At 60.8% G+C, this 12,607-nt stretch carries 14 protein-coding genes; 11 read left to right on the forward strand and 3 right to left on the reverse strand.

What is annotated here, in order from left to right:
• Positions 1-59: 59 nt before the first annotated feature.
• Positions 60-440 (forward strand): carboxymuconolactone decarboxylase family protein, encoded by a 381-nt coding sequence (locus tag AC3WJP_RS14730; RefSeq protein WP_493722454.1) that lies wholly within the window; start codon positions 60-62, stop codon positions 438-440.
• Positions 437-2,152, forward strand: coding sequence for a thiamine pyrophosphate-binding protein (locus AC3WJP_RS14735; RefSeq protein WP_493722455.1), 1,716 nt, complete (start codon positions 437-439; stop codon positions 2,150-2,152). Before AC3WJP_RS14730 ends, AC3WJP_RS14735 begins: the two co-directional genes overlap by 4 nt.
• Positions 2,153-2,228: 76 nt before the next feature.
• Here the strand turns inward: AC3WJP_RS14735 and rpsT are convergent, their stop codons facing one another.
• Positions 2,229-2,504 carry a 30S ribosomal protein S20 gene (gene rpsT / locus AC3WJP_RS14740; protein WP_226506402.1) on the reverse strand — a complete coding sequence of 92 codons (276 nt, stop codon included), beginning with the start codon at positions 2,502-2,504 and terminating at the stop codon, positions 2,229-2,231.
• A gap of 256 nt (positions 2,505-2,760) precedes the next feature.
• On the opposite strand from rpsT, the gene murJ reads away from it, so the two are divergent.
• Positions 2,761-4,299, forward strand: a complete 1,539-nt coding sequence (murJ, locus tag AC3WJP_RS14745; protein ID WP_493722456.1) for a murein biosynthesis integral membrane protein MurJ — start codon at positions 2,761-2,763, stop codon at positions 4,297-4,299.
• Positions 4,300-4,434: 135 nt separating this feature from the next.
• Here murJ and AC3WJP_RS14750 read toward each other — a convergent pair whose 3' ends face one another.
• Positions 4,435-4,611, reverse strand: coding sequence for a hypothetical protein (locus tag AC3WJP_RS14750; protein WP_493735677.1), 177 nt, complete (start codon positions 4,609-4,611; stop codon positions 4,435-4,437).
• Between AC3WJP_RS14750 and ribF the strand changes: the two genes are divergently transcribed.
• Genes ribF through ispH form a run of 5 tightly spaced genes read left to right on the forward strand, consistent with a single transcriptional unit; the run spans position 4,579 to position 10,207 of the window.
• Complete coding sequence (gene ribF, locus AC3WJP_RS14755) at positions 4,579-5,442, forward strand: bifunctional riboflavin kinase/FAD synthetase (protein ID WP_493735676.1); 864 nt, start codon at positions 4,579-4,581, stop codon at positions 5,440-5,442. The genes AC3WJP_RS14750 and ribF overlap by 33 nt on opposite strands.
• 37 nt (positions 5,443-5,479) lie before the next feature.
• Positions 5,480-8,311 (forward strand): isoleucine--tRNA ligase, encoded by a 2,832-nt coding sequence (gene ileS / locus AC3WJP_RS14760; protein ID WP_493722458.1) that lies wholly within the window; start codon positions 5,480-5,482, stop codon positions 8,309-8,311.
• A complete protein-coding gene (lspA, locus tag AC3WJP_RS14765; protein ID WP_493722459.1) occupies positions 8,304-8,813 on the forward strand; it encodes a signal peptidase II in 510 nt (169 codons plus the stop codon). Before ileS ends, lspA begins: the two co-directional genes overlap by 8 nt.
• Positions 8,806-9,243, forward strand: a complete 438-nt coding sequence (gene fkpB / locus AC3WJP_RS14770; protein ID WP_493722460.1) for an FKBP-type peptidyl-prolyl cis-trans isomerase — start codon at positions 8,806-8,808, stop codon at positions 9,241-9,243. The genes lspA and fkpB overlap by 8 nt, the downstream gene beginning before the upstream one ends.
• Before the next feature lie 16 nt (positions 9,244-9,259).
• Positions 9,260-10,207: a 4-hydroxy-3-methylbut-2-enyl diphosphate reductase gene (ispH, locus tag AC3WJP_RS14775; RefSeq protein ID WP_493722461.1), complete on the forward strand. Its 948-nt coding sequence runs from the start codon at positions 9,260-9,262 to the stop codon at positions 10,205-10,207.
• On the opposite strand, the gene AC3WJP_RS14780 is transcribed toward ispH, so the two are convergent.
• Entirely contained in the window at positions 10,200-10,721 is a 522-nt protein-coding gene (locus AC3WJP_RS14780) for a GspH/FimT family pseudopilin (RefSeq protein WP_493722462.1), read from the reverse strand. The genes ispH and AC3WJP_RS14780 overlap by 8 nt on opposite strands.
• A gap of 14 nt (positions 10,722-10,735) precedes the next feature.
• Here AC3WJP_RS14780 and AC3WJP_RS14785 point away from each other — a divergent pair, with 14 nt between their 5' ends.
• From AC3WJP_RS14785 to AC3WJP_RS14795, 3 genes are read left to right on the forward strand one after another with little or no spacing between them, the layout of a single operon-like run.
• Complete coding sequence (locus tag AC3WJP_RS14785; protein ID WP_493722463.1) at positions 10,736-11,377, forward strand: GspH/FimT family pseudopilin; 642 nt, start codon at positions 10,736-10,738, stop codon at positions 11,375-11,377.
• Complete coding sequence (gene pilV, locus AC3WJP_RS14790) at positions 11,335-11,856, forward strand: type IV pilus modification protein PilV (RefSeq protein WP_493722526.1); 522 nt, start codon at positions 11,335-11,337, stop codon at positions 11,854-11,856. The genes AC3WJP_RS14785 and pilV overlap by 43 nt, the downstream gene beginning before the upstream one ends.
• Entirely contained in the window at positions 11,853-12,599 is a 747-nt protein-coding gene (locus AC3WJP_RS14795; protein ID WP_493722464.1) for a PilW family protein, read from the forward strand. The genes pilV and AC3WJP_RS14795 overlap by 4 nt, the downstream gene beginning before the upstream one ends.
• Positions 12,600-12,607 lie beyond the last annotated feature (8 nt).

Genomic DNA, 12,607 nt, shown 5'->3' on the forward strand with positions numbered 1-12,607 from the left:
TTAACTGTGCACCCGGATCAATAAAAAGGTGCCGCTGAAGTAACTAGTGGGGGGCTATTATGTCCGGCGATCATGAAAAAAAATCCCTTGGCAGAGATGAGCTGAAAAATAAATATCACCCCGAAGACGTTGCCGAGATGGAGCGATTGACTGAGTTCTTTCCTGACTACATGAACATGGTGGTCGAATTCGGACTGGGGGATATTTGGCAGCGTGCTGGTTTATCTGCCCGAGAAAAAGAGTTGGTTGTGCTCTCCAGTCTGATATCGCAGGGGGACACCGAGCGCGCGCTGCGGCAGCATTTATATACCTCCTCTCAGCGGCAATTGCCCCTTGAGGATATTCTCGAGTGCGTGCTGCTACTGTCCCTGTATCTGGGTATTCCGCGCACGTACAACGCCCTAGAGATTATCCGTTCGGCCCGTGAGGTGCGGCCATGATTGCCGCGGCAGCCGTGCTTGATGTCGTGCGTCAGGAAGGGGTGTCCCATATTTTCTGTGTGCCCGGGCAGTCCATCGATTGCTTCCTTGAACGCCTTAGCGAAAGCCACGAACTGGTGACGATAGTCGCTGCGCATGAGGCGGGTGCTGCCTACATGGCCGACGGCTATAGTCGCGCCAGCGGGCGGTTTGGTGTCTGCTTGGCGATTGGTGGGCCCGGCGTCACCAATACCGTCACAGCAATGGCGACGGCTCGCACCGATCGATCGGCGGTATTCTTGATCACGGGCGAAACCAGCGCCGAAGTGCAAGGCTGCGGCGGGCTTCAGGATTCCAGTAGCGCGGGTATCAATGCTTCGGCGATTCTCTTGCCACTATTGGTCGCTCAGCGGGAGGCGGCATCCGCGCAGATTTATCGCCAGTTGGCTTATCTGTTTCGCAGGATGCTAAGTCCTGATTCTCGGGGGCCGGTGCGCCTGTCAGTACCGATGGATGTGCAGGTGTCGGATGTTGCTGGTCAGTGGAAGACGTTGCCTGAGGCGTTGTACTGTCCGCGCTTTATCGATGTTGACGCGTGTCGCTCATTCTGGAGTCGGGTAGGGAGCAGTCCCAGGATTGCGATTCTGGCGGGCTCGGGTTGCGTTCAATCGGCTGCGGATGGCGAGTTGCTTCGTTTCGCCGAACGCTTCAGCATCCCGGTCGCAACTACATTGGCGGCCAAGGGTATATTTCCCGAAAATCATCCATTGAGCATGGGTGTTTTTGGTTGGTATGGCAATGACCCCGCTATTAAAGCCCTGGGTACGCAGGCGCTGGATGTCCTGATAGTCATCGGCTCTCGGCTGAACATGCTCAGTACTTTGCGCTGGGTAAAGGGGTTTCAGCCGGTAGCGGCGTTAATAGTCAACGATATAAATATCAGTGAGGTGTTCAATAATTTTACTGTTGATCTGGCAGTCCTTGGCGATGCGCGCACTTTTCTTGCGGCTTTAAATTCGACGGGTGAGGATGAATGCTCGGCCTGTTTAAAAAGTGCGTCACAGCGAAGGGCGTGGTGGTCGAATCTGGCGAATGTTACCCCTCGCTATAAGCCAATCATGCCTGAAGACCAAGATCAGCTACTGATTCATCCCGCCCGAATAGTGACCGCTTTGCAACAGGTTATGCCGAGCAACGGCATGGTGTTTTCCGACAGTGGCGCCCATGCGTTTTTCGTCGGTCATTATTTTTGTAGTTGCAGTCCAGGAGGGTGGTATTCATCGATCAAGTATATGGGGGCGATGGGTTGGGCAATTCCTGCCGCTATTGGCGCGCTCCTGGCTCGACCAGATAAGCCTTGTGTGGTCGTGACCGGAGATGGCTGCATGTTGATGCACGGTATTGAAATGCAGACGGCTGCCCGATACGGCATCCCATTGATTTGTATCGTCATGAACAATGCTGCCTTGGGCAATCCTAAGCTTCGTGCTGAGCGGATCAGTCCGGCGATGGGTAAACTCCATGAGTTACCCCGGCACGATTGGGCGGGTTTCGCTCAGGCTTTGGGGGTGGAGGGGGTGACTGTCACTGAGGTATCCGGGCTGATACCTGCGCTGGCACTGGCCTTTAGCGCAAAAAAGGCCATGGTGATCGACGTGCTCTGCGAGAACGCTCCCGCCCCCACTGATCGATTCGATGCAGTGGGCCGTGGGGAGCCGCTGCATTTTGAGTGAGGCGTCAGCGTCGCGCTACTCACGCGCACAAAAAAACCGGCCCTGAGGCCGGTTTTTGTACACATCAAGCGACTAATCAGGCAGCAGCCTGGCTCAGTGCTTTGATGTGGCCGTTCAGGCGGCTCTTGTGGCGAGCAGCCTTGTTCTTGTGGATGATGCCCTTGTCGGCCATACGGTCGATGACAGGCACAGCCAGAACGTAAGCAGCTTGTGCTTTTTCGGCGTCTTTTGTGTCGATGGCTTTGACTACATTCTTGATGTAGGTGCGAACCATGGAACGCAGGCTGGCGTTGTGGCTGCGACGCTTCTCAGCCTGTTTTGCACGTTTTTTGGCAGAAGGTGAGTTGGCCACCGTCGAGCTCCTCGAAAGACTTGGTAAATATAGCGAACAAAATAGGCCGCGAATAATGCCGATGCAATGACGCGTTGTCAAGAGCATGGCGGACGTTCCGCTGAGCGGTCAACGTTGCCAGTGAAGTGATTCACTTATTGCCCGCGACCTGTAAACTCGCGGATCTCTAGGCTCTGCCTGCTTTAGCGGCGCGCAGTATTGCACAACTGGTCGCTGCACGGGCCTGCTCTTTGTCCATAGGCGCAAAAAACTTTCGATGAACCTCCTCAAATCCTTGGCTGCAGTCAGCTCCATCACCATGGTGTCGCGGGTCCTGGGCTTCGTGCGCGATACATTAGTTGCCCGAATCTTCGGCGCAGGCATGGCCACCGACGCCTTCTTCATCGCCTTCAAGCTGCCCAATCTGTTGCGCAGGGTGTTCGCCGAAGGGGCTTTCTCCCAGGCGTTCGTGCCGATTCTGGCCGAATACAAGAACCAGCAAGGGGAGGAGGCGACGCGCACGTTCATCGCCTATGTCGCCGGCCTGCTGACCTTGATGTTGGCCGTGGTGACGCTGATCGGCGTGCTGGCCGCGCCGGTGGTGATCTGGATCACCGCCCCCGGTTTCGCCGATACGCCCGAGAAGTTCAAGCTCACCAGCGATCTGCTCAGGGTGACGTTCCCCTATATATTGCTGATCTCGCTGTCCTCCTTCGTGGGCGCGATCCTCAACACCTGGAACCGTTTTTCGGTGCCGGCGTTCACGCCGACGCTGCTCAATGTCAGTCAAATCGTCTTTGCGCTGTTTCTCACGCCATATTTCAATCCGCCGATCATGGTGCTGGCCTGGGGTGTACTGGCCGGTGGTCTGGCGCAGTTGCTGTATCAGCTGCCGCACCTGAAAAAGATCGGCATGCTGGTGCTGCCGCGTCTCGATCTGCGCAACAGCGGCGCCCTGCGGGTGATGAAGCAAATGGGGCCGGCGATTCTCGGGGTGTCGGTCAGTCAGATCTCGCTGATCATCAACACCATCTTTGCCTCGTTCCTGGCGGCGGGCTCGGTGTCGTGGATGTACTACGCCGATCGCCTGATGGAACTGCCGTCCGGGGTGCTGGGGGTGGCGCTGGGCACCATATTGCTGCCGACCCTGGCCAAGACTTACGCCAACAAGGATCGCCACGAGTACTCGCGGATTCTCGACTGGGGCCTGCGCCTGTGCTTCGTGCTGGTGCTGCCGTGCTCGCTGGCCCTGGCGCTGCTGGCCGAGCCGCTGACGGTGTCGCTGTTCCAGTACGGCAAGTTCGGCGCCTTCGATGCGGCCATGACCCAGCGCGCGCTGGTGGCCTACGCCGTTGGTCTGCTGGGCATCATTCTCATCAAGGTGCTGGCGCCCGGGTTCTATGCGCAGCAGAACATCCGCACGCCGGTGAAGATCGCGATTTTCACCCTGGTGGCGACTCAGGTGCTGAATCTGCTGTTCATTAGCCATCTGCAGCACGCCGGCCTGGCGCTGGCGATCAGTGGCGGCGCCTGCATGAACGCCGGCCTGCTGTTCTGGCAACTGCGCAAACAGAAAATGTTCGAGCCGCAGCCGGGCTGGGCGGCGTTCCTCGGCAAGCTGATGATCGCCGTGCTGGCGATGTCGGTCGCGCTGCTGGGGCTGATGCACTACATGCCGGCCTGGAGTGACGGCACTATGCCCGAGCGCTTCCTGCGCCTGGGGCTGCTGGTGGGTACCGGGGTGGCGGTGTATTTCGGCATGTTGCTGCTGCTCGGCTTTCGTCTCAAGGACTTCGCCCGCAGAGGGTTGAGCTAGGCCTGTGCGTTGACCGATGCCTGTAGCGAGGGGGCTCGCCCCCGAAAAAAGTAGCGCGCTGCGCAGTGTCAGGTGTACCGAATCGGGGGCAAGCCCCCTCGCTACAGGGGGAGGCGGGCCGTCGGTTTCTCGATTTCAAGGTGAAAGCATGCTTGTGTCGCCTGTCGTCGCGGCCCGGGTGTGGTTATAATCGACCACTTTATGAGCAAGAAGCGTGTTATGCAGCTGGTTCGAGGTCTCCACAACCTGCGGCCCCAGCATCGGGGCTGTGTCGCCACCATTGGCAATTTCGACGGCGTTCATCGCGGTCATCAGGCTATCCTGGTGCGGCTGCGCGAGCGTGCCGTGGAGTTGGGCGTGCCCAGCTGCGTGGTGATTTTCGAGCCGCAACCCCGTGAGTACTTCGCGCCCGACAGCGCCCCGGCGCGTCTGGCCCGGTTGCGCGACAAGCTCGAACTGCTCGCCGCCGAAGGCGTCGATCAGGTGCTCTGCCTGGCGTTCAACCAGCGCCTGAGCAAGCTCAGCGCCGCCGAGTTCGTCGAGACCATTCTGGTCGACGGCCTGGGCGTCAAGCACCTGGAGGTCGGTGACGATTTCCGCTTCGGCTGCGATCGCCTGGGGGATTTCGACTTCCTCACCCAGGTCGGCGCCGCTCAGGGCTTCACCGTCGAGGCCGCCCGCACCGTCGAGATGCAAGGCGTACGGGTAAGCAGCACCCAGGTGCGCAAGGCGCTCGCGGTTGCCGATTTCAAGCTGGCCGAGGAATTGCTCGGCCGCCCGTTCCAGATCACCGGGCGAGTGCTGCATGGCCAGAAACTCGCTCGCCAGCTGGGTTGGCCGACTGCCAACGTCCAGCTCAAGCGCCGTCGTGTGCCGTTTACCGGGGTCTATCTGGTGAGCGTCGAGATCGACGGCAAGCAATGGCCGGGAGTCGCCAACATAGGCGTGCGGCCAACCGTTGCAGGTGATGGCAAAGCCCACCTGGAAGTGCACCTGCTGGATTTTGCCGGCAATCTTTACGACCGGCGTTTGACGGTGGCTTTCCACCACAAGCTGCGCGATGAGCAGCGTTTCGCCTCCCTGGAGGCGCTGAAGTCGGCGATCGATGCGGATGTTGCCGCCGCACGAGCCCACCGCCCTTAACTGAAAGCAGCGGCCAGCCGCTATTGAAGAGCCTGAAATGACCGACTACAAAGCCACGCTAAACCTTCCGGACACCGCCTTCCCCATGAAGGCCGGCCTGCCCCAGCGCGAGCCGCAGACGCTTGAGCGCTGGAACAGCATCGACCTGTACCGCAAGCTTCGCGAAATTGGCAAGGATCGTCCCAAGTTCGTCCTGCACGATGGTCCTCCTTACGCCAACGGCACTATTCACATCGGTCACGCGCTGAACAAGATTCTCAAGGACATGATCACGCGCTCCAAGACCCTCTCGGGCTTCGACGCGCCTTATGTCCCGGGTTGGGACTGCCACGGCCTGCCGATCGAGCACAAGGTCGAGGTCACCCACGGCAAGAACCTGCCTGCGGACAAGACCCGCGAACTGTGCCGCGCCTACGCCAGCGAGCAGATCGAAGGGCAAAAATCCGAGTTCATCCGCCTGGGTGTACTGGGTGATTGGTCCAACCCCTACAAGACCATGAACTTCACCAACGAGGCCGGTGAAATCCGCGCCCTGGCGGAAATGGTCAAGGGCGGCTTCGTGTTCAAGGGCCTCAAGCCCGTGAACTGGTGCTTCGATTGCGGTTCGGCCCTGGCCGAGGCCGAGGTCGAGTACGCCGACAAAAAGTCGCCCACCATCGACGTCGCTTTCCCGATCGATGATGCATTGGGTTTGGCCGATGCGTTCGAAACCGATCCGCTGACAAAACCCGCCGCCATCGTCATCTGGACCACCACGCCCTGGACCATCCCTGCCAACCAGGCGCTCAACGTGCACCCAGAGTTCACCTATGCCCTGGTGGACGTGGGCGATCGCTTGCTGGTCCTGGCTGAAGAGTTGGTGGAGTCCTGCCTGGCACGCTACAACCTGTCGGGCACCGTAATCGCCACGGCGGTTGGCGCACGCCTGGAGCTACTGGCGTTCCGTCACCCGTTCTATGATCGTCTGTCGCCGGTGTTCCTCGCCAACTACGTCGAGCTGGGTGCTGGTACCGGCGTGGTTCACTGCGCGCCCGCCTATGGCCTCGACGACTTCAACATCTGGAAGCAATACGGCCTGAGCAACGATGACATCATCAGCCCGGTGCAGAGCAACGGCGTGTACGTCGACTCGCTGGAATTCTTCGGTGGCCAGTTCATCTTCAAGGCCAACCAGAACATCGTCGACAAACTGACCGAAGTCGGCGCGCTGATGCACACCGAAGTCGTCAGCCACAGCTACATGCACTGCTGGCGCCACAAGACTCCGCTCATCTACCGCGCCACCGCGCAGTGGTTCGTGGGCATGGACAAGCAACCGGCAACCGGTGACACCCTGCGTGTGCGCGCGGTCAAGGCCATCGAAGACACCAAGTTCGTCCCGGCCTGGGGCCAGGCGCGCCTGCACTCGATGATCGCCAACCGCCCGGACTGGTGCATCTCGCGTCAGCGCAACTGGGGCGTGCCGATCCCGTTCTTCCTGCACAAGGCCACCGGCGAGCTGCACCCGCGCACCGTCGAGCTGATGGAGCAGGTGGCGCAGCGCGTCGAACAAGAGGGCATCGAAGCCTGGTTCAAGCTCGACGCCGCCGAACTGCTGGGCGATGAAGCCAGCCAGTACGACAAGATCAGCGACACCCTGGACGTGTGGTTCGACTCCGGTACCACCCACTGGCACGTGCTGCGCGGCTCGCACCCGATGGGCCACGAGACCGGCCCGCGCGCCGACCTGTACCTCGAAGGTTCCGACCAGCACCGCGGCTGGTTCCACTCGTCCTTGCTGACCGGTTGCGCCATCGACAACCACGCGCCGTACCGCGAGCTACTGACCCACGGCTTCACCGTCGACGAGAACGGCCGCAAGATGTCCAAGTCGCTGGGTAACGTCATCGCCCCGCAAAAGGTCAACGACACCCTGGGTGCCGACATCATGCGTCTGTGGGTGGCCTCGACCGACTACTCCGGCGAAATGGCCGTGTCGGAAACCATCCTGCAGCGCAGCGCCGACGCCTATCGGCGGATCCGCAACACCGCGCGCTTCCTGCTCTCCAACCTGAGCGGCTTCGACCCGGCCACCGACCTGCTGCCCGCCGACGAAATGATCGCGCTGGACCGCTGGGCCGTCGACCGCACCCTGCTGCTGCAGCGCGAACTCGAAGAGCACTACGACGAATACCGCTTCTGGAACGTCTACTCCAAGGTGCACAACTTCTGCGTGCAGGAGCTGGGCGGTTTCTACCTGGACATCATCAAGGACCGCCAGTACACCACCGGCGCCGACAGCATCCCGCGTCGTTCCTGCCAGACCGCGCTGTATCACATCAGCGAGGCGCTGGTGCGCTGGATCGCGCCGATCCTGGCGTTCACCGCCGACGAGCTGTGGCAGTACCTGCCGGGCGAGCGCAACGAGTCGGTCATGCTCAACACCTGGTACCAGGGCCTCACCGAGCTGCCGCAAGGCTTCGACATGGGCCGCGAGTACTGGGAGCGGATCATGGCGGTCAAGGTCGCGGTCAACAAGGAAATGGAAAACCTGCGCGCGGCCAAGGTCATTGGCGGCAACCTGCAGGCCGAAGTGACCCTGTACGGCGATGAAGCCCTGAGCGCCGATCTGAACAAACTCGGCGATGAGCTGCGTTTCGTGCTGATCACTTCCAAGGCCGCCGTGGCGCCATTCGTGCAGGCCCCGGCCGATGCCGTGGTCACCGACGTGCCTGGCCTCAAGCTGCAAGTGGTCAAGTCCGGCGGCGTCAAGTGCGCCCGTTGCTGGCACTTCCGCGAAGACGTAGGTGTGAACCCGGAGCATCCGGACATCTGCGGTCGCTGCGTCGACAACATCAGCGGTGCCGGCGAGGTGCGTCACTATGCCTAACACTGCGGGGCGCTTCGGGCGCCTTGGCTGGCTGTGGATCAGTGCGCTGGTGTTCATTCTCGATCAGGCCAGCAAGTACTACTTCGAGCACACCTTGGAGCTGTACCAGCAGATCGTGGTCATCCCCGACTACTTCAGCTGGATGCTGGCCTACAACACCGGCGCGGCCTTCAGCTTTCTGGCCGACAGCGGCGGCTGGCAGCGTTGGCTGTTCGCGTTGATCGCGGTGGTGGTCAGCGCGGTGCTGATCGTCTGGCTCAAGCGCCTTGGGCGCAACGACACCTGGCTCGCCATCGCCCTGGCGCTGGTGCTGGGCGGCGCGCTGGGCAACCTGTACGACCGCATCGTGCTGGGCCACGTGATCGATTTCATCTTCGTGCACTGGCACGAGCATGGCTTCCCGGCCTTCAACGTCGCTGACAGCGGCATTACCGTGGGTGCCATCATGCTGGCCCTGGACATGTTCAAAACCAAGAAGTCGGGAGCGCCTGTCCGTGACTGAACAACGTATAGCCCAGAACACCGAAGTGACCCTACACTTCGCGCTGCACCTGGAAAACGGCGACACCGTCGACAGCACCTTCGACAAGTCGCCGGCGACCTTCAAGGTTGGCGACGGCAACCTGCTGCCCGGCTTCGAAGCTGCGCTGTTCGGCTTCAAGGCCGGCGACAAGCGCACCGTCACCGTGCTGCCGGAAAACGCTTTCGGCCAACCGAACCCGCAGAACGTGCAGATCATGCCGCGTTCGCAGTTCGAGGGCATGGAGCTGTCCGAAGGCCTGCTGGTCATTTTCAACGACGCTGCCAACACCGAGCTGCCGGGCGTGGTCAAAGCTTTCGACAACGCTCAGGTGACGGTCGACTTCAACCACCCGCTGGCGGGCAAGACCTTGAATTTCGAGGTTGAAATCCTTTCGGTCACGGCCCTTTAAGGGCCCCGAGGCAAGCATGCACATCAAACTCGCCAACCCCCGTGGCTTCTGCGCTGGCGTGGACCGTGCGATCGAAATCGTCAACCGCGCCCTGGAAGTCTTCGGCCCGCCGATCTACGTGCGCCACGAAGTGGTCCACAACAAGTTCGTGGTCGAGGACCTGCGCAACCGCGGCGCGATCTTCGTCGAAGAACTCGACCAGGTGCCGGACGACGTCATCGTCATCTTCAGCGCCCACGGCGTTTCCCAGGCCGTGCGTCAGGAAGCGGCCGGCCGCGGGCTCAAGGTCTTTGACGCCACCTGTCCGCTGGTCACCAAGGTGCACATCGAGGTCGCCCGCTACAGTCGCGACGGCCGTGAGTGCATCCTTATCGGCCATGCCGGCCACCCGGAAGTCGAAGGCACCATGGGCCAGTACGACGGCAGCAATGGCGGCGCGATCTACCTGGTCGAGGACGAGCAGGATGTCGCCGACCTGCAGGTGCGTAACCCCGATGCCCTGGCGTTCGTGACCCAGACCACCCTGTCGATGGACGACACCGGTCGCGTCATCGACGCTTTGCGCGCGCGCTTCCCGAACATCGGCGGCCCGCGCAAGGACGACATCTGCTACGCCACCCAGAACCGCCAGGATGCGGTCAAGCAACTGGCCGACGAGTGCGACGTGGTGCTGGTGGTCGGCAGCCCCAACAGCTCCAACTCCAACCGCCTGCGCGAACTGGCCGAACGGCTGGCGACCCCGGCGTACCTGATCGACGGCGCCGAAGACATGCAACGCAGCTGGTTCGATGGCATCGAGCGTATCGGCGTCACGGCCGGCGCTTCGGCGCCTGAGGTGCTGGTGCGCGGCGTGATCGAGCAGTTGCAGGCCTGGGGCGCCACCGGCGCTGATGAACTGGCTGGACGTCCGGAAAACATTACGTTTTCGATGCCTAAGGAGTTACGCGTCAAGACCATCAGCTGAGGCTGCATGGCTCGGTATTGTCCGGGCCCGCGAGCAGCTGTACCCGCCCGGGAACGTTGATCACGACCCGGGAGTGGGTCAGCCCGGTGCCCTCATCGCAGATGTACAGGGTGCCATTGCCGGGTGATGCGCCGGCGTAAGACGGTGTGCCCATACCGTTGAAGCGAACCCACTTCTCCAGTCGGTAATTACCGACGATCCGTACCTTGCCGCCATTCTGACGCACCGCCAGCACTGGATTGTCCGGATCGCTCAGGCCCTTGCCGCTCACATCCGCAATCATCCTCCAGCCGAACGCCCAGTCGCCCTCGAGCGGCTGAATGATCACCGACTGATGTCGCAGGACCGCTTCCGTACGGGCGGAACGCACGGCGTTCAGCAGCTCGTTCGCAGCCACTTGTTGCCGATTGCTGCCGATCAACTGCCGAAACGACGGCATCGCCAGGTGCAGGATAATGGCGAGGATGGTCACGGTGGCCAGCAGTTCGATGAGGGTGATGCCGCGTTGATGCATGGTGGATACCGTCCTTGGAATGGGAATTGCTGGGACAGGGGATAGGTGTCAAAAGCCCGGCGGGAATTGAATCAACATGTTCCATCACGCTGATCCGGCCAGAACAACCCTATATTCTGATGTGCGCTTGCCAAGCGGCACAGTTGGCTTATAGTCGCCGGGTCTCGGGGAGTATCGCAATGCGGGATCGTAACAAGGGGTTTTCGCTGATTGAGTTGATCGTGACGGTTGCCGTCATCGCGATCGGCGCGTCTATTGCGATCCCGTCTTTCACCACGCTCATTCGTAACAACCGGGCTGATTCGGATACCGGCGATTTTTATCGCGCGCTCAACTACGCTCGCCTGGAGGCGATCAACCGTGGCGTCAATGTGCGCGTTACCCCCGCTACGGTCGGCGCAACCTGGGCAACCAACCTGAACGTGCAGTTCACCGACCCCCTCAACAGGGTGACAGTCCTGCGCGTCATTGCCCCCATGTCTGCGAACTCGGCGATGACGCCGTCGGTCACGGCCACCTATGTCGAATTCAATAATCTGGGTGCGCTGGCCTACCCGACGACTGCGGTCACCATGGTCTACACCAACGGCGCCACGAGTCGCAACGTAGGGATCTGCCTCAACGGGCGCGTCATCCTCAATGGAGCCTGCCCATGAGTCGCCGCCAGGCAGGCTTCAGCCTGATCGAAGTATTGGTGGCGCTTTTGGTTATGTGTATCGGTTTGCTCGGCGCTGCCGCCATTCAATTGAACGCCTTGAAATACACGGACAGTTCGTCGCTGAGCAGTCAGGCGAGCTTTATCGCCTACGACATGATGGATCGGATCCGTGCAAATACCGACAATATCTCCCAGTACGCGTTAACCAATCTCGCCTCGGCACCGACCACAGCGGGGAGCACCGCGGTCAGCCAGGACCTGACCGACTTGCGCACTAACATCACCAACATGAGCAACCTGCCAGGCACGGACGCCAGCATCGTGCTCAAGGGCTATGTGGTGACCATCACCATCGTCTGGAACGACACGCGGGCAGGTACGGTAATCAGGGCGGACAACAGCTCCGATGCCACCGCAACGACTCGCAATTTTGTGCTGGTGAGCCGGGTAGCGGCCGATGGGACGGCTTATCCATGAAGACATCTTGCAAAGGATACGGCCTGGTCGAGCTGATGGTCGCCATGGCCATCGGCTTGATCATCGTGCTGGGCGTGACGCAGATTTTCCTGTCCGCGAAGAATACCTTCATGTCGCAGAACGCTTCATCGACCATGCAGGAGGACGCGCGCTATGTGCTCAGCCGCATGGTGCAGGAGTTGCGCATGGTGGGGATGCAGGGCTGTATCGCTCAGGGGACCACGTCGTTCACCGATGTGAGCACCGGGTTGTCCTACACGCTGGCGACCGTGAATCCCATCATGTACACCTCGGTGACCACCGGCGGGGCCACTACCAACGTGCTCACGCTGGTCACTGGAGACGTCGGGGCCAATGGCGGTACGCCGACCTGGACCATCATTTCCGATTGCCTGACAACCGCCAAGGCGTACACCGGCCTGGCCACCGCGAATGCCTCTGCTGGAGAGCTGGCCTTCCCGATACGCAAGGTCATCTACACAGTTGCCAATAGCCAGCTTTCAACCACGGTGAACGGCACGACATCGGTACTGATAAACGGGGTCAAGACATTCAATGTCAGCTTTGGCATGGCCACGGCCGCATCGCCCAACACCGTGCAGTCCTACAGCGCTGCTCCCGCGTTAGCGGACTACGGCAACATCCGCAGCGTGCGCATCAGCATGACCCTGACCGATCCCAATAGTCGCGTCCGAGATCAGACGTTCAATGTGGTGGCCTCGCTACGTAACCGGTTGCGCTAGGGATGAGA

Source organism: Pseudomonas sp. GW821-FHT01A09, assembly GCF_058986725.1.